Raw genomic sequence first — 22,568 nt, forward strand, 5'->3', positions numbered from 1 at the left:
TTGGATGAACGGCTCCTTTTTTCTAAATGCTCCTAATTTTCTTCTAAGCGCTATAGCTTCAACGATTGATCCAATAAAAAGCAGTTGGAAAAACTAGCGTTTCCTTCATTCTGTCAGTATCTTTAAGTGTCACCCCAAACGGCCCTTCATTTAAATGACCTAGCGTTAGAGCAGTTGCAGCAACTTCTTCATAAAAATCTAAACGAATATTTGGTAATTGCAAGGAAATAAACTGTGCATGTTGCTCAGGTTCTGGTAGTTGTAATACTTCCTGCCATAATTTAATAGTAGTTTGCACATCTTTTACATAAAATTGCACGGACTCCATCGTTATTGATTGTTTCATATCAATGGCGCCACTTGCCTTTAATTGTGCAACACGTTCCTCATCTGCATCAGCCCACTCGATCAAAAAGGGAAAATCAATTGCCTGGCCTGGTTTCCCAAAATGCAATAGCTTCCATTCTACCACGGAGCCATCTGGTCTTGTGCGACTACAAGCGTCAGGTCCATACACTTCAAAGCCAAGTGCACGCAAACGTCGTCCCTCTTCCTCAATATTTTTTGTACGTAATGCAATTCGTGAAAAACCATAGCGCTCGTTAGTACGCTTAAACGTATAATGTAGGGAATAAGGTAATTTCGCAGCATTTTCAAATAAATCACGATCATAGATTGCTATTTGCTCTATATAGTTTAATCCAAAGTAGCTTAACGAATTGTATGTCCCCCACATTGTGTGTTGACCACCGTTAACTGTATGGATATTGCGTTTGTTTAAGAAAACCTGTGTATTTTCTGGTGATTGAACTTGGTGAACTAGATGGTCAAAATATAATGTCATGACTAAACCCCCTCTTTTTTCACTCTATTATATACTTTACCTGTTAGTTTTATTGGTTTAAAATAAAATTAAGAATATTCCAATTATTAAGGAGTTACTATATTTTGTGATGACTATTTTTAGATGCACGCGACGAAATAACTACCGTGCAGATGGTTAATCAAAAAAGGTTTTTCATTTCCATAAATCAATGGTATATTCACATAAAATATCAAGAGGTGATTAGAATGACAGACAGAGTAGCAGCTTTTAAATTAGCATTAGGTAATTATCCAACAGGCGTTACGGTTGTCACAGCTTGTAATGATGCAGATGAACCTATTGGCATAACTGTCAATTCCTTTGCGTCAGTCTCCATAGATCCACTCCTTATTTTATGGTCGCTCGATAAAAAATCACAGCTGCATCCATATTTTACAGCAGCCGACAAGTTTGCTGTCAATATTTTAGCGAGCAATCAGGAGCATTTATGTACGCTATTTTCAAGTAAAATACCGGATCGTTTCGCTCAGGCAAAGTGGTCAACTTCCGTTCACGGTCTTCCGATTTTACACGATACAGTAGCCACTTTACAATGTAAAACATTTCAGCAAATCGATGCGGGAGATCATACGATACTTATTGGGCAGGTCATAGAAATTGATAATGCACAGAAGGAGCCCCTACTCTATCATCGTAGACATATTGGTGAAATCCCTAATAGTTTTTATGAATAAAACATCTTCAAGTAAGTAGAATACATGCAAAAACAGGATGATTCGTCGAAATCAATCCTGTTTTTTGTATCATATACAATTGCTGAATATTTAGCCATACTTGAATTTATGAATTAAAAGTAACTGTTTTTAAACTTTATTTAATTGATGGGGTAATGTTGAAAATATATGATACCTATTTTCAGTAGTTTTATTATTTCTCCCACGGAAGGTGATATGCTAATCATCAACCCTATTTTTCAGACTAACACCAAAACCACCCTACTACAATGAACAAGTAACCCGCTCCTTTAGCCAGCCGCTAAACAAAAAAGGCCACAAATAAACGAAGGAAATAATCCTGCTTGTGGTCCTCAAAGATCTGGTCAACTGTCATCATATTGTTTACTTTTTCTGTGGAAATCTCTGCTTTTCAAGTCTGTTAATTTGAACAATGACACCATCTTGAATCGTAATGTGTACTTCTCCAAATTCTAAATGTTGAATTGCCTTTGCAATTGCCTCTAGTTTTTTGTCATCTACCTTTGCCTGTTGAGTCATCCGATTCACCCCTTCTTTTTCATTCTTTTTTGTACAAAAGAGGCCAACGCATCAAATTGATTCATAGCCCCCTTATCTCTCAGATAGCTCTGTTGGATTTGGCGCCTACAATAATGATCACCGAGGCTTTATGGGTCAAGTCCCTCCACTTCTTTTGATAGGAATATTACGTTTCTTGGAAATAATTCTATAATTCTGAAAACCTATTGTCAATATAAATATTACAAAACCTAGCTGAATACTATGTAATTGAGTAAAAAGAAGTATTTTAATATCGATTTCGCCTCGGCGTAATTGCCGCTGTCGTTACAAAAAACATTTGCTGAATGAAAATAAAAATAAAGGGCTAACCATTGTTTAGTTAGCCCACATACAGAAATTATTTTATTCCATTACTTCATTTCTAATTCAAAAAGTGTAAAATTTATCCAAAAAAACTCACTACACTAATGTTACACTGACATTTTATTGCAAACATGTTTTTTAGAAATCCTTATGGAATTATCTTTACCTTGTTACATTTCTCAAAATCTATTCAATCAGACCTCTATTGTAGCTGCTTCTCTATATTTTCCCTTTTTGCTCTCTGAACACACTATCTACAGCTTCCTGCCATATCTCTTTATAATCTAATTCAATTCCAGTCAACATAAAATTGCCGATATTATCGTAGACCATCGCAAGCATATGAGCTTTTGCTTTAATATTTGAATCGCAAATTGCCTCAATTTGTACAGCGTATTTCAATAAATCATAAAAGCCGTCTAAAAAACATGCTTGGAGCTCTAAAAGCCTTTTCATATATTTTTCATCTCGGGAAGCTAACAGCATATATTGATTAAATATTTTATTAAAATGTATGTCTTTTTCCTGTTGCTCAATTGACATGTAGCCAATTTCCAATAGCTTTTGTATTAGATTGTCCTTCGAAATGTCTGTATAATTAAATGTAATTTCAAGTTTAATTTCTTTATAGATTTCTTCAAACAAATATTCAATTAGTTGATCTTTAGATTGAAAATAATAGTAGATAGCTGGTTTGGATATCCCTACCTCTTTAGCAATCATGGATAGACTTGTTTTATCAAATCCATTTTCAGAAAACATAACGTACGCAACTTCTAAAATTTTTTTAAATGTTTGTTCTGAATTACCCATATGACCCCTCCATTTTTTACCTAACGTTTAGTAAATAATAATCTAAATCATTACCTAAAACAATAATAAAACAAAAACTGTGCAGATCTTTGCCTACACAGTTTTCTCTTTAATCATTTTGTAAAAAATCCATTAATGCTTTCGCTGTTTTTTGCTTGCCCATAATCTTTATTGGTTCGCCTTCAGCCGGTACAATCCAGTGTGGCTCATCTCCTCCATATAAAGACTGTGAGCTATTAGCTACCATAAACTGAGCGTTGGCCGACTCCATCCGTAGACGTGCGCGGGACAGTAAAAAATCCTCATCATCTGTTGCCTCGAGTTTAAAGCCTACTAAAGTAACATTCGGCTGCCACTCTTTTATTTGACCTAATACTTTAGGCGCCTTTTTAAAGTGAATAATAGGTGGCTCATCAGATGGCATTTTACCTGCTTCCTCCATTAAATTCCCTGATTGGTCATATACTTTATCAATGAGCCAATCAGAACCAGCAGCAGCCATAATAACGATATCCACCTTTTCTTCCTGAACAGCATGTCGAACTTTCTCGCCTAAATCTTCTATACCTTCAAATCGAATGGTACGCATTTTATCTTTGTTTGTTGGCAGCTGCGCAAAATAACCATGCATATACAATACGTTTGCCCCAGCCGCTAGTGCCGCCTCAGCTAAATAACAGCCCATCGACCCTTTTGATAAATTCGTATGCCCACGCACACGATCCCATTTTTCAAGTGTTCCCCCACTTGTAATGAGTACGGTCTTACCTCGTAATGTCCCCATACACTCACCTTTTTCTAAAAAAATATACAAATACTATTTTAACGTAATGCTATGTTATGCATCAATGTTGTTTTTATAGGGTATATCGCGAACCACAAAGAGTTAGATTTAAAGTTATTTCATATTTTGTTCTTTTAACCAGGAACTTAATATCTCCGCAAATTTCTTTGTCACCGGTGATGCCTGGTGTTTCATAGCAATTCCAATTGTGCGATAGCCACCTTGTTTCAAAGGAATTGCCTTTAATGTAAGCGGCAAATTATTTATAACTAATTTCGGTAAAATACTAATTCCTAGCTGGTGAGAAATCATCGAAATGATCCCTACATCTTCTGATAGTTCAAAGCGAATATTTGGCTTTACATGATATTGCTCCAAAATTACATTTACATCATTTGTCCCTTTATGCGAATTCAAGATAAATGGCATATCTTCTAATTCAACAATATCAATTTCTGCTTTATCATAAAGCGGGCTTTTATCGGAGACAATACACAGCAATGGATCCTGCTGTAGTTCGGTAAACTGAAATTGCCCAGAATTTTGACCATTTAAAAATCCTGCATCCACCTCTCCACTCAGTAGCCATTGTTCAATTTCATAATAATCTCCCTCTCGCAATTCGACTTGTATACCAGGAAATTGATTGTCCATAATACGAACAATTTCCGGCATCCAGTTTGAGGAGATACTTGAAATTACGCCAATTCGCACTTTCCCACGAGTAACGCCAAGTATATGTGCTGCTTCCTGCTGTAATAGCTCCTCTGCGTCGAGGACATGTCTCATTGCTCTTAGCATTGTATCTCCTTCGCTAGTTAACGTGACACCCGCTCGACTTCTGTGAATGAGTGCAAAGCCGAACTCCTTTTCTAAGCTTGAGACAGCGTGACTTACAGCAGATTGGGTTAAACCTAAAGCCTCCGCTGCTCTTGTAAAGCTTGCTACCTCAGCCACTTTATTCAAAATCTCATATTTCACTAAACTCATTGTCTTTTTCCTCTAATACATGAATTTTTTTAATACTAATCATTATAAACATTCGTTTTACTAATCACAATACAAGATATATAGTAATTTTTAGTATGAAAACTGTTTTAGTACAGGGATGGTAGGTGAGCATAATGAGTATCCAAGGAAAAGCAAATTTATTGATGGTTATTGTGACAATGTTTTGGGGACTTTCTTATACCTTTATGGTAATGGGGCTTGAAACATTGGCCGTATATAATGTAGTGGCATTACGTTGTATCATCGCATTTTTCGCAGCAGGTATCATCTTTTACAAACGAATGATTAAGGTCGATACTAAAACATTAAAATATGCAGCTATTCAAGGGTTATTGTTATTCATTGTGTTCGCTCTCAGTTTATTCGGACTAGAAACAACTTCTGTATCAAATGCTGGATTTATTTTAAGTCTAACAGTTGTCTTAGTACCTATTTTCAGCAGTTTTATTGAAAAGAAATTACCTTCAAGAGCCGTTAGCTTTGCGATTGTTTGCACAATGCTTGGAATTACAGTTTTAACTACTCAAGGCTCATTGGCCTTTCAAAAAGGGGATATTTTAGTAGCCATCGCTGCACTATGTTATTCGATATACTTATTATTAAACAGTACATTTACACGAAGCGTTGAATCAATTTCCTATGGCATTTACCAGCTCGGTTTTGCTGGGCTTTATGCACTTGTATTAACATTAATTTTTGAAACACCAACTCTCCCAAATACAACGACTTCATGGATTGCCATTATAGGACTCGGTGTTATTTGTAGTGCATTTTGCTTCGTAGGTCAAACTGTTGCACAACAGTACACTTCTGCTACACATACAGGACTCATTTTTTCTTTAGAACCGATTTTTGCGGCGATGTTCGCCATGATGTTTATTGGTGAGGGAATAACGATAAAAATATTAATTGGAGGTAGCTTTATTCTAATCGGTAACCTTGTTGCTCAATTAGAGCACCTTCATGTATTACGCTTTATAAAAAAACACGAACATGAAAAAGCTATACATTAACTTTAATACCACCATAATTCAAATAAACAGAGTGATGCATGTGCATTCACTCTGTTTTATTTGTATAGATATCTTCGAATTTGTTCAGCTTCATTCATCCACTGCATTATTAATGTCACGGTTACACGTAGATTGAGCGGATCATGTTGATAAGCGATTATCTTCCGAAAGAGTTGATGTTGTCCTAGACTCAATTGAATCCTCACGCTCGGCAAATAATACGATAGCACCTTGTTCTACGTGGTGGGCATAGTACGCCGTTTGTCCCACAGTAAAATTGAATCTCTTTAATCCTTCTGTTACAGCCGATTCACCGGTAAACCATGATTTAAATTGATCCACCAAATTCCCTACCTCATGTGTTTTAACATCAGCATCCCATTTTACATCCTCAAATTGCCTTGGATCCTTTGCAATAATGTGGATAATGTCCTCTATTTGATATGCTTCTAATCGCATACTTTCTAAAATATGAAGCATTTCTTCCCTTGTATGGGCCACTTCAATTTGTGGGTTTTGTTCATTTATCATGTTCAATTCCTCCTAATTCGTATGGCTTACCAGATATTTACCCTACTTATTTAAGAAAAAACCCATTTTGTTCATTCTTTAACGAACTGTAATATTTGTTACATCGTTTTGATATATGTTCCCGTTTTGTAATATGGTATAGTACTTTTATAAAATGTCAAAAAATAGGCAATGGAAGCTTACTAAAAAGATCCGTATTGCCTATCTTATTTTTTATCTCGGTTATTAGTGCCCAAGGAAAGCCTTCAACATCCATGTATGCTTTTCAAGGGACTGGTACATAGCATTTAGTAAATCCTCTGTTCGATCGTCCCCTTCTTCAGCCGCAAGCTGCATTGTTGAATTTAAAGCTTTCATCAGCTTTTGGAAATCTGAAATGGTTGTAGCTACCATTTCCTCTGTCGTCTCATTCCCTGTCGCTTCCTCGACAAAGGATAGCTCGAGATGTTCTTTTAAAGTAGCCACTGGGTTTCCATCTTTCGAAAGAATACGCTCTGCAATTTCATCTAGATTTAATGTTGTTTCATTATATAGTTCTTCAAATTTTGCATGTAGTGTAAAGAAGGTATTTCCCGTCACATACCAATGATAATTGTGAAGCTTTGTATAAAGTACAGACCATGTAGCGACAAGTTTATTCAATTGTTTGTTTAAGTTTTGTGTCATCATTTCTCCTCCAATGTGCCAATTGTTCTAGCTATTAGTATGCGTTTCAAAGTATATAGGCTATACACACATTTTTCCCATTGACACAAACAAATTTTTTATGCCCATTTGCATGGACTTGGGATACAGATTAGGAGGAGTTTTAATGTCTAAAATTTTTCTTATTTTGCATCTTCCTACTTATTATTACTGGGTGTACATCAGAGGATTCTGTACACAACAAATGGCGCGTGAATTAACGAAAAAAGATAACAATAATGATCTATTCTTACTTGAGTGGGCTGTGGATGCAAAAGAATTTAAAGCAGTAAAGACTACAAAGTTTGGTAGTATATCGAAGGAGTATCAGAAAAACAAAGTGTTTGAAGTAGGTATGGCTTCTGTATTACCTAAATGAACAGAGTTATTTCGTTCTGTAGAAAATCCTGAATATGTTATTCGAATGTAGATGGTAATTATAGATTATACAAGTCGAGCCCTAAAGGTTAATTAGGGAAATAGTTAAATCAAACTGTTCTTAAACAAATTTACAACAAGAAATGGATTTCATCTTAAATTGGACACTAAAAATTTACAACAATCCTTATAAGAATTTGTTGAATTTCATAGTGTCCAAACATTTTATTTTTCTGCACAATTAGACTACTTAAGTTCCTTACGAATTTCCTTTACCTTTGCCACTGAAAGCTTTGCAACTTCAGCAATCCACTCATCCTCAGCACCATTTTTCATTAATCCGAAAATTATTTGCTTAATACCTTGTTCAATACCTTGTTCAATACCTTGTTCAATGCCCTGCTCAAATCCTTCCTGCCTTTCTAAATCCAAAACTCCTACTAGTGTCGGCGGTAAATCTTCTTTATATAAATGCAAAATTTCTTCCTCCCCTCTAATCTCATCTTTTATATCCTTTACAAGCTGCTCAGACATATCTCTTGGTAGTTTCAATAAATAATCAATAAAGTAAAGCAACGCACTCATTTCTGTTCGTTCAACATTATTTAATGACCACACTTCTCTTAACAGAGCTCTTTTGTATACACTACGAAAGCTCATTTTGTTTTTAGTCCGATTCATATAAATAGATGCTAGTATCGCTTTACTAAATAGTTTCGGTGATTTTGTCAATTCTTCTTTATCAAAATCTGAGACGACAAACTTATTAAAAGTATATGTTATTTCTGTACCAAAATATTTATCATGATATTGATTCGTACTTTTGGTACTTGTATCTGTAAAAATAGCAATCGCCACAATCTTCTTACCATAACGATCACTGATACGATAGAAATACTCAAACATACGCTTCGCAAAATGCACTTCATCGACAGTTTGTATTTCCGTATGGACAAGGATCCATTGCTCTTTTCCACTTTTAAGATGAACCTTCGCTATTTGATCGGCTATTTTGCGTCCTTGACGATGCTCAATAATTTCTTTGAAAAGCTCCTGTTGTAAAAACTCCACTTGTTTTGAAAAATCTACTTCTGCGTGTAACTCTGGTAAAAAGAACAACAAAAAATCTTCAAACAAATCCGCAATTATCTTTTTCCATAAACTATCCTGATTCACTTGTCTAAAATTATATACGTCCGGTTTCTCCCAAACTAACTGCATTTTTCACCCCCCTTTATCTTTAAATCCATTATAACTAATGAGAACGTAAGTTTCTACATTCTTATGTATTTTTTGAGAATATTAGGACTATTCTCTATTATTATTTCACTTTCCGAAATAGTTTCGTTATAATGGAGTCACTCACACTAAAAGGGGTGTTAATTGATGGGGATTTTACCATTACGAAAAGATGTACCAGTAGAAGAAACGTGGGATTTAAAGGATTTACTTGAAAACGATGCAGATTTTGAGCCGGCTTTAGCTCAGCTTGTAGAGGAAGCACTAAACTTTGAACGCAAATATCAAGGTACAATTACGGATGCACAAAAGGTGATTGATGTTTTAACAGCTTTTGAAGCATTACAAAAAAGCATTGTTCCTATTGGCACTTATGCCAGCTTAAATATTCAAGCAGATCGTACAGATGACGTAGCTCAAATGCGTTCTGCAAAATACAGTACAGCAGTCGGAAAAATTAGTAGTGCACTATCTTTTGTACGCAGTGAATTACTAGCCCTAGATGAGACAATTTTACAAGAAGCTGCGAAGTTGAGCCCTATTTACAAGGTTTACTTAGAGGAATTGTTAAAGCAAAAGCCTCATCAGCTACATCCAGAAGTGGAAAAAGCATTAGCTGCATTTAGCTCAACTTTTAAGGCGCCTTATGAAACGTATAATACGACAAAGCTAGTTGATATGCATTTTGGCCAGTTTGAGGCAAACGGTGAAAAGTATCCACTGAGCTTTGTATTATACGAAAATAACTGGGAGTTTGAGGCTGATACAAATGTACGCCGTGCTGCATTTGAAGCATTTTCTAGTAAGTTACGCGATTATCAGCACACAACTGCAAAAATTTATAACACGCATATTCAACAGGAAAAAACAATGGCTGATTTACGTGGCTTCGACTCTATCATTGATTATTTACTGTTTGATCAGGATGTTGATCGTACGCTTTATAATCGTCAAATAGATCTTATTACAAAAGAGCTTGCGCCTCATATGCGCCGTTACGCAAAGCTGATTCAACAAGCGAATGGCATCGAGAAAATGACATTTGCTGACTTAAAAATAGCACTTGATCCAGATTACGATCCGAAATTAACAATGGCTGAAGCAAAGGGGTATGTTGAAAAAGCATTAGCAGTTATGGGCGAGGATTACAAGAACTTGATTGAAAAGGCGTTTAACGAGCGCTGGATTGATTATTCACTAAACAATGGAAAATCCACGGGTGCATTTTGTTCAAGTCCATATGGTAGTCATCCGTATATTTTAATGTCTTGGAATGAGCGTATGAATGAGGTATTCACTCTTATCCATGAGCTAGGACATGCAGGTCATTTTGCGAATGCACATGCTCATCAATCTTATTTTAACAGCCGTCCTTCGTTATACTTTATCGAGGCACCATCAACAATGAATGAAATGCTACTAGCGAATTATTTACTAACCCATAACGATGATCTTCGTTTCAAACGCTGGGTTATTTCTAATATTGTGTCTAAAACGTATTATCATAACTTCGTCACGCACTTACTAGAGGCAGCATATCAACGAAAAGTATATGAATTAATTGACGCTGGTGAAGCTGTTAATGCCACGGTTTTAAATCAATTAAAACGTTCTGTCCTTGAAGATTTCTGGGGCGATACTGTCGATATTTCCGAAGGCGCAGAGCTTACTTGGATGCGTCAGCCACACTATTATATGGGCTTATATCCTTACACATATAGTGCAGGCTTAACGATTTCTACACAAGTATCTCAGCGTATATTAAAGGAAGGCAGTGCAGCTGTTGATGAATGGTTAGCTGTCCTTCAAGCTGGTGGCACGAAATCACCTGTAGAGCTAGCTCAAATGGCAGGTGTAGATATTACAACAGAGCAGCCGCTTCGAGATACGATTTCTTATATTGGTCACCTCATTGATGAACTTGAACAATTAACAATGGAAATGGAAGCTATAAAAGGCTAATCAAAGTCTGCTTCAATAAACAAAAACCATCCAATGCTATCATAGGCGTAGATGGTTTTCTTTTTTTTAGTTCTAAGCAAGAAAATTCGTACATATACTAGAATCAGGGCGTCCCTCTACACTTTTTTGATATTTCTAAATAGACAATCATTTTTCTTCATACAAATGTACCGTTATTATTAAGAGTACGCAATTTATTTAGCAAAATTCGACTAACAATTTTCAAAGGAAGTGTTTCTAATTATGGTAAAACGTAATGATCCATGCCCATGCGGTAGCGGCAAAAAATATAAAAAATGTTGTGAAGGTAAACAGCAGGTTACAGTTGAAGCTGTAGCAATCGAAGAATTAGAGCGTGTATTACAAACATTTTACTTAGAATATCCTGAACGCAAAGATGTTCGTGCATATATCGAGCATGTAGGCACATGGCAGCCTAAATTAGAGAGCGTACTACAAAGAGAGCTAATTGAGGCAATCGCGTTAGACGACTTCTTCTTCCATCAAGATCCATCTATTTGGAAATGTTACTTAAAGAAAACGAAGAAAAAAGCGGTAAGACCTTCTACCTTAAAAGTGCTAGAAGGCTGGTCACAACCTAATTTATTTATTGGTTCGGTGTCAGTTGTAGAAGAAAAATATTTCAAGGCTATACATGTGTTAACAAATGAAGAAATTTATATTCGTCGCGAAAATGACAAGCCAATTCCTGAAGGTATGCATGTTTTTGCATTCATCTTACCAGATGGTACAAAAAAATCAGAGCATTATTTAGCTGTTTCAACGCTTATCTTCTTCCCTGAAGACCATGCAAAGGTATTTGAGCAATTGAAGAAAAATTTTGAGGCGTCAGAGAAGAAGGTTGGAGCATTCTTAAAAGAAGAGCATTTATCCTTCTGGGAGTTACTTGTTTCAAATGGTTATAAAGGCGAAGAATTCACTAACTTTGAGAGCAATGTACTAACACAAGTTAAAGATTTCCTTGAGCAAAATGATCGTGAAACAGCTCCTATGTTAGAGATTTTAGAGGACTATTTAATTGAAGGACAACCATCTGCACGTAAAGAGGCTGCTATTGCTGCTGGCGCGATTCGATATGGTCAGGAAAAAGAGCTATTCGAGTCGCTATCATTGACAGTAAAAGAAATTGCGGCGACGTTCGATATTTCAGCTTCCTCTCTCACAAAATATTATCAAGACTTAAGTAACTATGCTGCAACTAAATAATGCTTAAAATAGAATTACGCCGCACGCTTTAAGTCTTAGAGTGTGCGGCGCATTTTAGTCTACATAGAAAAAAGCTACTTTTGCTATCGGCAGAGCCAACAACAAGGTAGCTTTTTTTCTATGGTAACCAACCAATTCTATTATTTCCGAACATATTGTTATTTATGCATTGAATTTAGTAAATATGTTTCTTTTTGGAACAAAAATGAAACTTTTAGCACTAAGCTGTATTTTATTATAGCATTGTCCATTTAGTACTTATGATTGTCTTAATTGATACGTTTTATGTGTAAGTCCCAATGACCATTTATATGGTATCTTTTGCCGTATCCTTTTACAAAAATTATTTACTATATACCTTCAAGAGTTCTTCTCCAAGAAACTGTAGTCGCTCCCCTACTGTGCAGGCTTCAATACAAAAACGATGAGCTCCAGGTTTACCACGCTCTTTTCGTAATTGCTTTATCACTAAGCAATCAGCGCAATACATATCATGCAGTTCATCAATATCTTTCATAACCGTCACTTTATCCAATTTGAACTCTCGCTCCTTTCACGTCCAAATTTCGCTTCTTACTATTATGAAGTGAACATTTTGAACAAGCAACTATTTTGTTTATCCATATTTAACAACAACTAAGATATATTGATGTACAATTAATGTAAAATCTAAATCAAAAAGTGGGGATTTTATGTTAGAAGTAAATATAGATGCTGCTAGTGCAGGAAATCCTGGTCCCAGTGGTATTGGAATATTTATTAAAGGAGAAGGCCATCATATACAAATCAGCGAGTATATAGGGCAAGCCAATAACCATATTGCCGAGTTTACTGCCTTAGTACGTGGCCTTGAAGAAGCACAAAAGCTTGGTTCAAACCTCGTCTCAGTGCGCTCTGATTCAAAAATTGTTGTAGCCTCTATGGAAAAAGAATATGTGAAAAATGAGGAATTTAAACCTTATCTTGAGCAGGCACTTACACTTGCAGGTAGCTTCGATTTATTTTTCATCAAATGGGTTCCAGATGCGCAAAATAAAGCTGCAGATGCACTTGCACGTAAAGCGATTCAAAAAGAAAAAAATTAAACCACCTTATGGGGACTGTCCCTTGCCTTAAAACAAGAGTTAGTCTCCTTCTCTTCATCCGCCCCCACTTTATTCAGATACTTAATATCCCCCAATATTTTATTTTTATCATCTCCGTTTTCTTACATAAACAAGTAATTGAAATGATGTAGACAACCAATGAAAGAAATAATGTGGGCTCATCACCATAACGAGGGATTGATTTCCTTGACTTCCAATGAGCCGCTTAGAGCAACAAATGGTTTCTGTGCGAAAGCGAAGCGACAGCAACAAATGGTTTCTGTGCGAAAGCGAAGCGACAGCAACAAATGGTTTCTGTGCGAAAGCGAAGCGACAGTAACAAATGGTTTCTATATGATGCTTTTATCTACTGCAATCACTCCTAGGTCTTGTCTGTGACGCTGTGATTTCTAAGGGGTCGCACGTTCTCCGTTCCAATCAACTTAGATATATGGCATACGTTTTAACAAAAGTCACCCCACCTTTTGGTGATGAGCTATAAAATGTAGTAATTTTCTAATTATTATAAGTATTATTTGTATCCTTAATGTTATTTTGTTGACATATAACTGTAATATTACAATGTTAATATCATTTATATATTAAGTTATAAGTTTTAACGCTTTTAGGAGGATACATATTATGAAAAAGAATAAAAAGTATAGATGGGGATTGAAATTAGCTACATTGGCATTAAGTTCTTCTGTACTTTTTTCAACGATTGACACAGCATCAGCAGCAACTTACACAGTAAAATCTGGTGATTCTTTATGGAAAATTGCCAATCAGCACGGTGTTTCTTATCAAACATTGATGACAATGAATAACTTATCTTCTACAACAATTCGCGTCGGACAAAAGTTAAACCTCAATACCTCGGTAGCTTCTGCACCTAAACCAACAACTAACCTAGTACAAATTGCTAAACAACAATTAGGTGTAAAATACACATTTGGTGGAAGTAAACCGAGCACAGGTTTTGATTGCTCTGGCTATATCACTTACGTTTTTAATAATGCTGGTATTCCGACAGCTCGTACGTCAGCAGCAGGTTTTTACAATACAGCTAAAAAAGTAAGTACACCTCAAGTAGGTGATTTAGTATTTTTTGCTAATACATATAAAGCTGGTATCTCACATGTAGGCATTTACATTGGAAATAATCAAATGATTAATGCAAGTGACAGTGGCGTTAATATTGCTAACATCAATAGCTCTTATTGGAAAAAGCACTTTGTTGGATATGGTCGTTTATAGTAAAAGAAAAAACAGTTGGGGCGTCCCAACTGTTTTTTCTATATGCTGTAAACTTATACATGTGCTACTTTTTTGGATTTTATTTTTGCTAAACGTACTAAATAAATGATAAAGACAAAGACCAGTAGCCCTGCACCAGTTAGATAAACAGAAGCATAGCCCGCTTGCACTGCCACTATCCCTAAAATATAAGAACCGAGGGCAATCCCGAGATCAAACATCGTAAAGTACGTTGCAGTTGCATAACCACTGCGCGTATGTGCCGTAGATTGTACAGCCAATGCCTGTAAGCTTGTTGTCACTGCCCCGTAGCCAAATCCAATAAAAACGGCTGCAAATAAAAATAATGCCGGTCCTGCGACAAATGCGAGCATAACAAGCCCGATTGCAAAGAATATAATACCAGGAATAATAACAAATTGCGGCCCTTTTGTATCATAAAGCTTTCCTGTATAAGGGCGTGTAATAAGCATAGCAGCTGCAAAAACTGCATAAAAAAGACTTGCTACAGACATTAGATCTTTTTGCTGTGCGTACACTGATAAAAACGATAAAACACTTGCATATGAGAAAGCTACTAAACTAGCAATAGCCGCTACTGGGAGTGCTTTACGTTCGAATAAATCATCAAATTTAAATGTCAATTTACCTTGATGTGCAGGCTTGGGTAAATCATCTGTATTCAGAGTTACAGCTAGGATACCCCCTGCTAATATACAAATACTCATAACAATAAAAAGTACATTGAAGCTACTATATTGAATAAGCAGTAAACCGATAAATGGCCCAATTACTACTGCTAAGTTAGTAGACATCGTGAAATAGCCTAGACCTGCACCTTTACGATTTGCTGGCACAATATCCGCAGCTAAAGACCCAGCTGCTGTTGTAATAATACTAAAGAAGATACCTTGAATAAAACGTAATCCTAGTAAAAGTCCAAAAGGATGAATGAATAAATATAAAACCGTACATAAAAAATAGCCGGCAATCGAAATAACTAAAAGCTTTTTCTTCCCAAAGACATCTAATAGTTTACCTGAAAAGGGACGAACGATAATGGCTGATAATAAAAACCCCGACAGTAACAATCCCGCTTCCTTGTCTGTCTGGTGCAGCTCACCAATCGCATAAAGCGGCAAAGTCGTGACCAATCCATAGAAAACAAAAAATACCGAGATATTTGTTAAAAAGAGACTAATAAACCGCTTCGTCCAGATTTTTGTGTTCCCCTCTTGCTGCATGTCAATCAACCTTTCATTTTTTCCAATAAAATTATAAATTGCTGTTGCTCTTCAACAGTAAGTGATCCTACCATTTCTTCCTCAAAAGCTAAAATAGTTTCAGTAATAGCAGGTAATCGTTCCTCTGCATATGGTGATAAGGTAACAATTTTTTCCCGTTTATCTTCACCATCTATTCTTTCCACCCATCCTAAAGTTTCGAGTCGCGTAATTGCTCTTGTTACACTTGGTGCCTCAACATTTAAATACTTCCAGATTTGTGTTAATGTCATTGGCCCGTGCTTATGTAAGCAATATAAAATAGCCCATTGTGAGCTATACAAATTATGCTGTTTCAGTACTTCATTTAAACAATTCGTTAAATAACGACTTTTTTGGAATAAAGCATGAAATATAGGATTCATTTTATCGACCTCCCTGAATTTATTTACCTAGCTAAATAAATACTATACGCTTCATTTTTTTCATTGTAAAGCACGTTATTTGCGACATGATGACGTACTTTAGCAAAGAAGATTGTGAATCTACTGGCGTTTGATCCATTTTATCAGCGATTTCTCTACTTCTAGTAGTTTTTCTAAAATATCAGAAGGGAATTTTTTGAAAGTGTCGAATTAAGCTACTAGATTACAATAAAAGGAGATGGATTCATGGGAAAAAAGGTATTAATACTTGCAGGAGACGCAGTTGAGGCTTTAGAAATTTTTTATCCTTATTATCGTTGTCTAGAGGCTGGCTATGATGTGACGATTGCAGCACCATCAGCAAAGAAATTACAAACTGTATTGCACGATTTTGTCGATGGAGTCGATACGTACATCGAGCGTACAGCATATGGCTTAGAAGCACACTCTTCCTTCGCAGATGTAGATCCAGCACAATTTGACGGACTTATTATTCCTGGTGGGCGAGCGCCAGAATATATTCGTTTAAATGAACATGTTCCATCACTAGTAAGCCATTTCTTTGAAACAAATAAACCAATTGCTGCTGTATGTCACGCAGCTCAAATTTTCGCGACCATTCCTGAGGTACTTAAAGGACGTGAGCTAACAGCCTATATTGCCTGCAAGCCGGAAGTTCAAGTAGCAGGAGCAACGTATATCGATGCTAATCTTCATACAGACGGCAATTTAGTTAGTGGTCATGCATGGCCGGACTTACCTGGATTAATGCGCGAATTTATTCAGAAGCTAGAAAGCTAACGAAAGGAGGATGCCTGAAATAAGGCATCCTCTTCTTTACAAGGTGGGATTTGTATGAAAAAGAGCATACTCCATGGTTTTAACCAAAACGGTATCACCCGAAAGTATGTTGAAACAACAATAAGTCGTTTAATTATGTCCCAAATAAACAAAAACCGCCTATAAAAAATAAGAGCCTTACTACACTTTATTGTAGTAAGGCTCTTTAAAGTTGGTTAATTGTTATTCAACAAAGCACCAATTTGTTGAAGGTATGCATTCACAAACTAATTCAGTTAAAGTAACCAAAATTTTGAATGCTTAATAATTATGATTGTTGTTTAAACTTATTTTTAGAAGGAACAAATAGAGTTAAAACAAATGCAATTATAGCTAAGATTGTCATGAAATAATAGGCATCACTTGAACCTAAGATTGAAGCAAGTGTTCGAATACCTTCAGCCGGAGCATTTGGTGTTTCTGCTAGCAATGTTTTCGCATGGTTTGTCGTTTGTGATGTGAAAATTGTAATAACGACTGCAGATCCAATTGCACCTGCAATTTGGCGTAATGTATTATTCACTGCTGTACCATGTGTTACAAGTGTCTTAGGTAAGGCATTCAAACCAGCTGTGTTCAATGGCATTGTAATAAAACTCAACCCTATACGTAGAAAAATGGTCCGTATCATTAAAAAGCTATAGGTTGTTGTTTCTGTTAAATCTGTTACAGCCCACATTGAAGGAATGACAAAAACCAAACCGATAATAAATAACGGCTTTGCACCAAAGCGGTCATACATTTTTCCTGTCACTGGAGACATAAAGGCATTTACAAGTGCACCCGGTAATAATAATAAACCAGCGTCTAAAGCAGTAAACCCTCTTCCATTTTGCAAATACATTGGTAATAAAATCATATCCGCATACATCATCATTGTAACAAGAATGTTGATGATGGACGTTAGAGTAAATAATTTATTTTTAAAAACGGATAAGTTAAGAAGTGGATCAGAAGATTTAACTTGTCGAAGACAGAATATTGCCGTAGTCATTATCCCCACGAGTATAGAAACTATTACTACTTTATCATCCCAACCATGGCTTCCTGCATTACTAAAACCATACAAAATAAGACCAAAGCCAATAGTTGATAAAATAACACTGATTACATCTAACTTCGTTTTTGCTGTTTCTGAAACATTAATTAAATATTTCATAGCCATTAATATAACGATCACGACAAATGGAATTATTCCAATGAATAACCAACGCCATGAATAATAATCTATTACAAAACCTGCTAATGTTGGTGCAATGGCTGGAGCGAAAATCATAGCTAATCCAATTAACCCCATCATGCTGCCTCTTTTTTCTGGAGGAAAAATAAACATCACTATGCTCATTAGCAATGGCATAATAATACCTGCTCCAATGGCTTGAATCATACGACCTATTAATAAGGTCGTGAAGTTTGGTGCTACTGCACATAAGATAGAGCCCATTAATAAAAACAACATTGAACTTATAAATAATTGGCGCGTAGAAAAACGTTTCATTAAGTATGCTGTAATAGGGACTAGCACCCCGTTTACCAACATAAAGCCAGTAGATAACCACTGAACGGTTGTAGCAGAAACGGAAAATACGTCCATTAAATTACTTAATGCAACGTTTAACAGTGTTTGATTTAGTGTAGATAAAAAACACCCTAAAATTAATACTGTTAATAGTACTTTTTTATTTATTGTTTCCGACATTATTTTATTCCTCTTTCTACTTGTTTTATTAACACTATGTCAATAAAATAGATAATAACACGTTTATTTTTTGATTCCTATTTACAATTTTTCAAGAAGTGTCAATTAAACAACAAAATTTAAAATACTATTAACTAAATTTACATTTAATAGATAAAGGAGAATTAAATTGACCACACACAAAAAGCAAGACCCACGAGCTATTCGCTCTAAACGGGTATTTAAAGAAGCTGTCGTAGATATATTAATCGAAAACCCAGATATTTCGAAACTTACAGTACAAAAAATAGCCCAGCGTGCAGAGCTAAATCGAGCAACTTTTTATTTACATTTTATAGATATTAATGATTTATTAAAGCAAGTAGTTTACGATATTTTCGACGACTTGTTGTCGAAAATGTCTCCCACTTTACAAATTGATAATTTAAATAATCAAGAGCAATTAATTACGTTTTTAGATTACTTTTATAAGCATAGAAAAATTTTAGCTGTGCTATTTGAGCACCCTGGCTTCATTAAAAAAATGCATATGACATTAAAGGACTTGATTGTCATACAACGTAAAAGTGAAGGCGCTGATAGTACTCTATCAATGGATATTCTCGCCTCTTCAATACTTGGGATACTCATGTGGTGGCTCAGAAATGGGGTTCATTTCAGCTCCGAATATATAGCAAATCAAATTCTTGAATTATATCGATAATTATTTTGGCAATATCCTTACTCACCTTTCTAAATTTCTTTTCATGTAAAAAGACCAGCGCGGCTAAATTAGCTTTGCTGGTCATGGTACACTACGTTAGCTACTGCTCATAATTATAGTCACTATAAAACGTAAATTATTCGATTCTATTCTATATTTGCTGTTTACGAAGTGGTTGTTTCTTGTAATTCAATATGTAACACTTTGTTCGTATGCGTTACATATTTGATTCTTACATGTACACCGAATTCCTTGTCACTTTGTTTTAGCCAAAGCTTAAATTTTTCAATAGTTGAATCTTCATTAACTTCACTTCCCTCATGCAAATAATCTAGAATTTTAGCTTGAGGATATTTTGCCTGTGCCTCTTTAATTGCTACCTTTCCCCATTTCGCATGAGCTGGTATTTCTTGTTGAGCATAAGCATTTGTTGTTGGTAAGTGTAACAGCACAGCAAGGAATACAAGAAAAATTCCTAGTATTACACAAAATCTTCGCAAATGAATCCACCTCTTGCCTTCTTTTTGCATAAAGTCGTCAAAACAGCAAAAAATAAGTGCTCCAAAAGTATTCACAACTACTTAAGGAGCAATTTTTTTAATTATTTACTGGATTGTTTTGGTTGTTGAGGATTATTATGAATAACTTGATTAAATTCTGCTGAGTATTCCTCACGATCATTTCTTTTATGTGTATCTTCTTTCTTTTTCTTTTTGAAGCTTGTTTTACCCTTCTTTGCCATTATTTAAGCCTCCCATATTTCGATTATTTGTTTTTGTTGGACTGTTGATTCTTCTTATGGTTCGTTTTATTATCTTTATTTTTGGCTTTCGCATCAAATTCTGCAGCGAATTCTTCATTTAGATTGTCATTCGGGTTATTGTTATTACTATTTGATTTATCGAGGTCTATCTTTTTGTAGGTATCAAAAGGATTATGCGTTCTAACATTCATTGTTTTATTGTTATTTTTATTGTTCCCATTGGTGTTTCTATTGCCCACGGATATTCACCTCCTAATTGTAATGTGCTCAGGATAGAAGGATTTATGCTTTGGGGATTACTTCAGACGTTACTAAAATTTACAGCATAAAAAAATGTACATCACCAATAATAATTAGTAATGTACATTGTTATTCTTTAGACAATCGTATATTCAGTTATATTTAATAAAGCACCGACTGCACCTGAAAAACCGTGGTCATTTATAAAGACAGGTGTATGCTTTTTCGTACGTGTGTAATTGGCAATAACATGTGCAAGATGATCGTTATTACTTAAAGTTGAACCGATATAAACGATATGCTGGGTATTTTTCTCCTCAGCATATTGAATACTAAGTGTAGTAATAACCTCACCGACAAGCCCTTGTACAGTTGCAATAATATCTTCAGTTGGATGTTTGACAAACTCTGTAATACCAACTTTCCCAAAATTACTAGCTGTCAAATGCCCATCAATAGGTGTGTCCATCCCTTGATAAATATCCTTTACAAGTAAATCAATATCCTCTCGATTACCCTTAGAAGCCAGTTCTCGTATTTCATTATAATCCGTGATTCCAGTTGTAAGCGCTGACAATCCAATCAATGTTCCACCGCCAACGCCTGTCCCACCAACACGAATATGCGTATTATCTTCCATATAATGAATCGAAGTACCAGTACCAATATTCGTAATCATACTACGTTCAAAGGAGTACCCTTCTTTATGCAACAAAAATCGAACGCCCTTCAATGTAGCTTCAAACTCTACTATATAATGAATCGATTTCATTGCTTTAATGACATCAAGTAATTGTTCTGTACGCCCCCCCGTAACACCAATATCCTCAATATCTGGATGATTAAAAATCCAGTTTTTCACAGCAAGCAAATCATTTGACGGGAAAGTTATTAAAACAAGCTCATTTTGCTCATCTAAATAAGCAACTTTTGTCAATGTGCCTCCTGCATCAATACCTATAGCCTTTGGCATACCATTCTCCTTTGACTTTACGTACAATCTCTATTTTCAGATGGTGAGATATATACTAGATTTTGCTTTTATTCAAGAGGCGTTTAAAGGCCAGTTGAATAACGTTCATGCCTTCACAGATGTCACGGATTTTGCAAGGAGTTAATGTGCCAAAATCCGATGTATTGTTCAGTACCGAAAGCAAATCGGCAGCTACAATTACTCGAAAAGTGTAGTTGCATATTTGCCCTTCCTAAACTTTAACGCTGTTGAAATAATTGTGCAATAACTTAGCAAACTTTCATGAAAAAAACACTTAAAATATCAAAATCTTTTTATTATTCACGCGATTATTGTCGCATTTTTATAACTTTAACATTATTCTACTAAAAAAACAAAAGAAGTGAAAATGCACTTAATGCATTTTCACTTCTTTATCAATTTCTATTAATTAGCGAGCTGAATAACCACCATCAATCACTAGTTCGCTACCAGTAATATAAGAAGCCTCATCTGATGCTAAGAACAAAATAGCGTTTGCAACTTCTTCTGGTTGTCCAAGTCTGCCCATAGGTGTAGCTCGTACAAGCATATCCATTGCTTCTTTTGCTTCGGACAATTTTGCTGTCATTGGTGTTTCAATCACACCAGGGAAGACGGTGTTTACACGTACATTGAAAGCACCTAATTCAGCAGCTGCTGCTCGAGCGATTGCACGCAAAGATCCTTTAGATGCTGTATAGGCATTTAAGCCCGCGCCAATGATTGCTGTATATGAAGATGTATTAACAATTGAACCTTTTCCAGCTTCTTTCATATATTTTGAAGCATGTTTAATGCCTAAGAATGGACCGAAAGCATTGATATTATGCATAATTGTCCAATCGGCTTGTGAAGTTTGATCCGGACCCTTTTCAGTCGAAATGCCAGCATTATTAATTAAAATATCAATACAGCCATACTTTTCAACGATCGCTTTCGTTACTTCTGCCCAGTTGTCATCCGAAGAAACATCTAATTTCATTCCCTCAACGTTTTCTAGCTCAGAAATTTTTGTTAGGTTTTCTTCGTTAATATCAGCGGCAATTACTGTAGCACCTTCTTTCGCAAACAATTTTGCCATCGCTGCGCCCATCCCTGATGCACCACCTGTAATAATTGCAATCTTGTTATCTAAGCGTCCCATCAATAATACTCCCTCTCTTTATCCTATAAATTCCACCTTTAAAAGTATACCTTTAAATAGTTTACTATTAAACTATAACATTTTATTAAAGCGCTTTCAAAGAATATG

27 protein-coding genes and 1 riboswitch are annotated in these 22,568 nt (G+C 35.6%); of the genes, 10 read left to right on the plus strand and 17 right to left on the minus strand.

Annotated features, from left to right (window positions below):
- Positions 1 to 58 precede the first annotated feature (58 nt).
- Complete coding sequence (locus AN161_RS07105; RefSeq protein ID WP_053593671.1) at positions 59 to 844, minus strand: VOC family protein; 786 nt, start codon at positions 842 to 844, stop codon at positions 59 to 61.
- 227 nt (positions 845 to 1,071) lie between these two features.
- Here AN161_RS07105 and AN161_RS07110 point away from each other — a divergent pair, with 227 nt between their 5' ends.
- The gene (locus AN161_RS07110) at positions 1,072 to 1,560 is read left to right on the plus strand and encodes a flavin reductase family protein (protein WP_053593672.1); all 489 of its coding nucleotides are present in this window, start codon (positions 1,072 to 1,074) and stop codon (positions 1,558 to 1,560) included.
- 384 nt (positions 1,561 to 1,944) lie between these two features.
- Here the strand turns inward: AN161_RS07110 and AN161_RS27420 are convergent, their stop codons facing one another.
- The 4 genes from AN161_RS27420 to AN161_RS07125 all read right to left on the minus strand — a co-directional run bounded on the left by AN161_RS27420 (position 1,945) and on the right by AN161_RS07125 (position 5,032).
- Complete coding sequence (locus AN161_RS27420) at positions 1,945 to 2,100, minus strand: YezD family protein (protein WP_075807201.1); 156 nt, start codon at positions 2,098 to 2,100, stop codon at positions 1,945 to 1,947.
- Positions 2,101 to 2,169: 69 nt separating this feature from the next.
- Positions 2,170 to 2,264, minus strand: a riboswitch (SAM riboswitch).
- Between the two features lie 400 nt (positions 2,265 to 2,664).
- The gene (locus tag AN161_RS07115; RefSeq protein WP_053593673.1) at positions 2,665 to 3,258 is read right to left on the minus strand and encodes a TetR/AcrR family transcriptional regulator; all 594 of its coding nucleotides are present in this window, start codon (positions 3,256 to 3,258) and stop codon (positions 2,665 to 2,667) included.
- Between the two features lie 109 nt (positions 3,259 to 3,367).
- Positions 3,368 to 4,042, minus strand: coding sequence for a phosphopantothenoylcysteine decarboxylase (locus tag AN161_RS07120; RefSeq protein ID WP_053593674.1), 675 nt, complete (start codon positions 4,040 to 4,042; stop codon positions 3,368 to 3,370).
- Positions 4,043 to 4,156: 114 nt separating this feature from the next.
- Entirely contained in the window at positions 4,157 to 5,032 is an 876-nt protein-coding gene (locus tag AN161_RS07125; protein ID WP_053593675.1) for a LysR family transcriptional regulator, read from the minus strand.
- A 134-nt stretch (positions 5,033 to 5,166) separates the two neighbouring features.
- Here AN161_RS07125 and AN161_RS07130 point away from each other — a divergent pair, with 134 nt between their 5' ends.
- A complete protein-coding gene (locus tag AN161_RS07130; RefSeq protein WP_053593676.1) occupies positions 5,167 to 6,066 on the plus strand; it encodes a DMT family transporter in 900 nt (299 codons plus the stop codon).
- A 141-nt stretch (positions 6,067 to 6,207) separates the two neighbouring features.
- Here the strand turns inward: AN161_RS07130 and AN161_RS07135 are convergent, their stop codons facing one another.
- The gene (locus AN161_RS07135) at positions 6,208 to 6,597 is read right to left on the minus strand and encodes a general stress protein (RefSeq protein ID WP_053593677.1); all 390 of its coding nucleotides are present in this window, start codon (positions 6,595 to 6,597) and stop codon (positions 6,208 to 6,210) included.
- A gap of 225 nt (positions 6,598 to 6,822) precedes the next feature.
- The gene (locus AN161_RS07140; RefSeq protein ID WP_053593678.1) at positions 6,823 to 7,263 is read right to left on the minus strand and encodes a DNA starvation/stationary phase protection protein; all 441 of its coding nucleotides are present in this window, start codon (positions 7,261 to 7,263) and stop codon (positions 6,823 to 6,825) included.
- A gap of 145 nt (positions 7,264 to 7,408) precedes the next feature.
- Here AN161_RS07140 and AN161_RS07145 point away from each other — a divergent pair, with 145 nt between their 5' ends.
- Positions 7,409 to 7,660: a hypothetical protein gene (locus tag AN161_RS07145; protein WP_053593679.1), complete on the plus strand. Its 252-nt coding sequence runs from the start codon at positions 7,409 to 7,411 to the stop codon at positions 7,658 to 7,660.
- 245 nt (positions 7,661 to 7,905) lie between these two features.
- Here AN161_RS07145 and AN161_RS07150 read toward each other — a convergent pair whose 3' ends face one another.
- Positions 7,906 to 8,880 carry a hypothetical protein gene (locus AN161_RS07150; RefSeq protein ID WP_053593680.1) on the minus strand — a complete coding sequence of 325 codons (975 nt, stop codon included), beginning with the start codon at positions 8,878 to 8,880 and terminating at the stop codon, positions 7,906 to 7,908.
- A 165-nt stretch (positions 8,881 to 9,045) separates the two neighbouring features.
- Between AN161_RS07150 and pepF the strand changes: the two genes are divergently transcribed.
- Positions 9,046 to 10,860 carry an oligoendopeptidase F gene (gene pepF / locus AN161_RS07155; protein ID WP_053593681.1) on the plus strand — a complete coding sequence of 605 codons (1,815 nt, stop codon included), beginning with the start codon at positions 9,046 to 9,048 and terminating at the stop codon, positions 10,858 to 10,860.
- Between the two features lie 243 nt (positions 10,861 to 11,103).
- Positions 11,104 to 12,087 carry an SEC-C metal-binding domain-containing protein gene (locus tag AN161_RS07160; RefSeq protein ID WP_053593682.1) on the plus strand — a complete coding sequence of 328 codons (984 nt, stop codon included), beginning with the start codon at positions 11,104 to 11,106 and terminating at the stop codon, positions 12,085 to 12,087.
- 343 nt (positions 12,088 to 12,430) lie between these two features.
- Here the strand turns inward: AN161_RS07160 and AN161_RS07165 are convergent, their stop codons facing one another.
- Positions 12,431 to 12,622 carry a zinc-finger domain-containing protein gene (locus tag AN161_RS07165; protein ID WP_053593683.1) on the minus strand — a complete coding sequence of 64 codons (192 nt, stop codon included), beginning with the start codon at positions 12,620 to 12,622 and terminating at the stop codon, positions 12,431 to 12,433.
- A gap of 157 nt (positions 12,623 to 12,779) precedes the next feature.
- On the opposite strand from AN161_RS07165, the gene AN161_RS07170 reads away from it, so the two are divergent.
- From AN161_RS07170 to AN161_RS07175, 3 genes are all read left to right on the plus strand, one after another.
- The gene (locus AN161_RS07170; protein ID WP_053593684.1) at positions 12,780 to 13,172 is read left to right on the plus strand and encodes a ribonuclease HI family protein; all 393 of its coding nucleotides are present in this window, start codon (positions 12,780 to 12,782) and stop codon (positions 13,170 to 13,172) included.
- 159 nt (positions 13,173 to 13,331) lie between these two features.
- Positions 13,332 to 13,571 (plus strand): hypothetical protein, encoded by a 240-nt coding sequence (locus AN161_RS28665; protein ID WP_143114662.1) that lies wholly within the window; start codon positions 13,332 to 13,334, stop codon positions 13,569 to 13,571.
- A 243-nt stretch (positions 13,572 to 13,814) separates the two neighbouring features.
- Complete coding sequence (locus tag AN161_RS07175; protein WP_053593685.1) at positions 13,815 to 14,429, plus strand: NlpC/P60 family protein; 615 nt, start codon at positions 13,815 to 13,817, stop codon at positions 14,427 to 14,429.
- Positions 14,430 to 14,482: 53 nt separating this feature from the next.
- On the opposite strand, the gene AN161_RS07180 is transcribed toward AN161_RS07175, so the two are convergent.
- Entirely contained in the window at positions 14,483 to 15,673 is a 1,191-nt protein-coding gene (locus AN161_RS07180) for an MFS transporter (RefSeq protein WP_053593790.1), read from the minus strand.
- Positions 15,674 to 15,678: 5 nt separating this feature from the next.
- Positions 15,679 to 16,077, minus strand: coding sequence for a MarR family transcriptional regulator (locus AN161_RS07185; RefSeq protein ID WP_053593686.1), 399 nt, complete (start codon positions 16,075 to 16,077; stop codon positions 15,679 to 15,681).
- Positions 16,078 to 16,323: 246 nt separating this feature from the next.
- On the opposite strand from AN161_RS07185, the gene AN161_RS07190 reads away from it, so the two are divergent.
- A complete protein-coding gene (locus AN161_RS07190; RefSeq protein WP_053593687.1) occupies positions 16,324 to 16,878 on the plus strand; it encodes a DJ-1/PfpI family protein in 555 nt (184 codons plus the stop codon).
- A 307-nt stretch (positions 16,879 to 17,185) separates the two neighbouring features.
- Here the strand turns inward: AN161_RS07190 and AN161_RS07195 are convergent, their stop codons facing one another.
- Positions 17,186 to 18,616 carry a DHA2 family efflux MFS transporter permease subunit gene (locus AN161_RS07195; RefSeq protein ID WP_053593688.1) on the minus strand — a complete coding sequence of 477 codons (1,431 nt, stop codon included), beginning with the start codon at positions 18,614 to 18,616 and terminating at the stop codon, positions 17,186 to 17,188.
- A 169-nt stretch (positions 18,617 to 18,785) separates the two neighbouring features.
- Between AN161_RS07195 and AN161_RS07200 the strand changes: the two genes are divergently transcribed.
- A complete protein-coding gene (locus AN161_RS07200; protein WP_053593689.1) occupies positions 18,786 to 19,319 on the plus strand; it encodes a TetR/AcrR family transcriptional regulator in 534 nt (177 codons plus the stop codon).
- 164 nt (positions 19,320 to 19,483) lie between these two features.
- On the opposite strand, the gene AN161_RS07205 is transcribed toward AN161_RS07200, so the two are convergent.
- From AN161_RS07205 to AN161_RS07220, 5 genes are all read right to left on the minus strand, one after another.
- On the minus strand, positions 19,484 to 19,819 hold the full coding sequence (locus tag AN161_RS07205) for a DUF3889 domain-containing protein (RefSeq protein WP_053593690.1): 336 nt from the start codon (positions 19,817 to 19,819) through the stop codon (positions 19,484 to 19,486).
- Between the two features lie 101 nt (positions 19,820 to 19,920).
- Entirely contained in the window at positions 19,921 to 20,061 is a 141-nt protein-coding gene (locus tag AN161_RS30120) for a hypothetical protein (protein ID WP_198926852.1), read from the minus strand.
- Between the two features lie 23 nt (positions 20,062 to 20,084).
- Positions 20,085 to 20,273 (minus strand): hypothetical protein, encoded by a 189-nt coding sequence (locus AN161_RS07210; protein ID WP_049667178.1) that lies wholly within the window; start codon positions 20,271 to 20,273, stop codon positions 20,085 to 20,087.
- A gap of 185 nt (positions 20,274 to 20,458) precedes the next feature.
- Complete coding sequence (coaW, locus tag AN161_RS07215) at positions 20,459 to 21,295, minus strand: type II pantothenate kinase (protein WP_053593691.1); 837 nt, start codon at positions 21,293 to 21,295, stop codon at positions 20,459 to 20,461.
- Between the two features lie 430 nt (positions 21,296 to 21,725).
- Complete coding sequence (locus AN161_RS07220; RefSeq protein WP_053593692.1) at positions 21,726 to 22,460, minus strand: SDR family oxidoreductase; 735 nt, start codon at positions 22,458 to 22,460, stop codon at positions 21,726 to 21,728.
- Positions 22,461 to 22,568: the final 108 nt, after the last annotated feature.

Origin of the sequence: Lysinibacillus sp. FJAT-14222, assembly GCF_001278875.1 — a bacterium.
In the GTDB taxonomy this organism is placed as follows: domain Bacteria; phylum Bacillota; class Bacilli; order Bacillales_A; family Planococcaceae; genus Lysinibacillus; species Lysinibacillus agricola.

Coding starts and splice junctions, on each gene's coding strand:
- AN161_RS07185 (WP_053593686.1), bottom strand. CDS start 16,077: ATGAATCCTATATTTCATGCTTTATTCCAAAAAAGTCGTTATTTAACG.
- AN161_RS07120 (WP_053593674.1), bottom strand. CDS start 4,042: ATGGGGACATTACGAGGTAAGACCGTACTCATTACAAGTGGGGGAACA.
- AN161_RS07115 (WP_053593673.1), bottom strand. CDS start 3,258: ATGGGTAATTCAGAACAAACATTTAAAAAAATTTTAGAAGTTGCGTAC.
- AN161_RS07125 (WP_053593675.1), bottom strand. CDS start 5,032: ATGAGTTTAGTGAAATATGAGATTTTGAATAAAGTGGCTGAGGTAGCA.
- AN161_RS07105 (WP_053593671.1), bottom strand. CDS start 844: ATGACATTATATTTTGACCATCTAGTTCACCAAGTTCAATCACCAGAA.
- AN161_RS07195 (WP_053593688.1), bottom strand. CDS start 18,616: ATGTCGGAAACAATAAATAAAAAAGTACTATTAACAGTATTAATTTTA.
- AN161_RS07110 (WP_053593672.1), top strand. CDS start 1,072: ATGACAGACAGAGTAGCAGCTTTTAAATTAGCATTAGGTAATTATCCA.
- AN161_RS07210 (WP_049667178.1), bottom strand. CDS start 20,273: ATGAATGTTAGAACGCATAATCCTTTTGATACCTACAAAAAGATAGAC.
- AN161_RS07160 (WP_053593682.1), top strand. CDS start 11,104: ATGGTAAAACGTAATGATCCATGCCCATGCGGTAGCGGCAAAAAATAT.
- pepF (WP_053593681.1), top strand. CDS start 9,046: ATGGGGATTTTACCATTACGAAAAGATGTACCAGTAGAAGAAACGTGG.
- AN161_RS07150 (WP_053593680.1), bottom strand. CDS start 8,880: ATGCAGTTAGTTTGGGAGAAACCGGACGTATATAATTTTAGACAAGTG.
- AN161_RS07190 (WP_053593687.1), top strand. CDS start 16,324: ATGGGAAAAAAGGTATTAATACTTGCAGGAGACGCAGTTGAGGCTTTA.
- AN161_RS07175 (WP_053593685.1), top strand. CDS start 13,815: ATGAAAAAGAATAAAAAGTATAGATGGGGATTGAAATTAGCTACATTG.
- AN161_RS28665 (WP_143114662.1), top strand. CDS start 13,332: ATGAAAGAAATAATGTGGGCTCATCACCATAACGAGGGATTGATTTCC.
- AN161_RS07140 (WP_053593678.1), bottom strand. CDS start 7,263: ATGACACAAAACTTAAACAAACAATTGAATAAACTTGTCGCTACATGG.
- AN161_RS07170 (WP_053593684.1), top strand. CDS start 12,780: ATGTTAGAAGTAAATATAGATGCTGCTAGTGCAGGAAATCCTGGTCCC.
- AN161_RS30120 (WP_198926852.1), bottom strand. CDS start 20,061: ATGGCAAAGAAGGGTAAAACAAGCTTCAAAAAGAAAAAGAAAGAAGAT.
- AN161_RS07130 (WP_053593676.1), top strand. CDS start 5,167: ATGAGTATCCAAGGAAAAGCAAATTTATTGATGGTTATTGTGACAATG.
- AN161_RS27420 (WP_075807201.1), bottom strand. CDS start 2,100: ATGACTCAACAGGCAAAGGTAGATGACAAAAAACTAGAGGCAATTGCA.
- AN161_RS07220 (WP_053593692.1), bottom strand. CDS start 22,460: ATGGGACGCTTAGATAACAAGATTGCAATTATTACAGGTGGTGCATCA.
- AN161_RS07135 (WP_053593677.1), bottom strand. CDS start 6,597: ATGATAAATGAACAAAACCCACAAATTGAAGTGGCCCATACAAGGGAA.
- AN161_RS07180 (WP_053593790.1), bottom strand. CDS start 15,673: ATGCAGCAAGAGGGGAACACAAAAATCTGGACGAAGCGGTTTATTAGT.
- AN161_RS07145 (WP_053593679.1), top strand. CDS start 7,409: ATGTCTAAAATTTTTCTTATTTTGCATCTTCCTACTTATTATTACTGG.
- coaW (WP_053593691.1), bottom strand. CDS start 21,295: ATGCCAAAGGCTATAGGTATTGATGCAGGAGGCACATTGACAAAAGTT.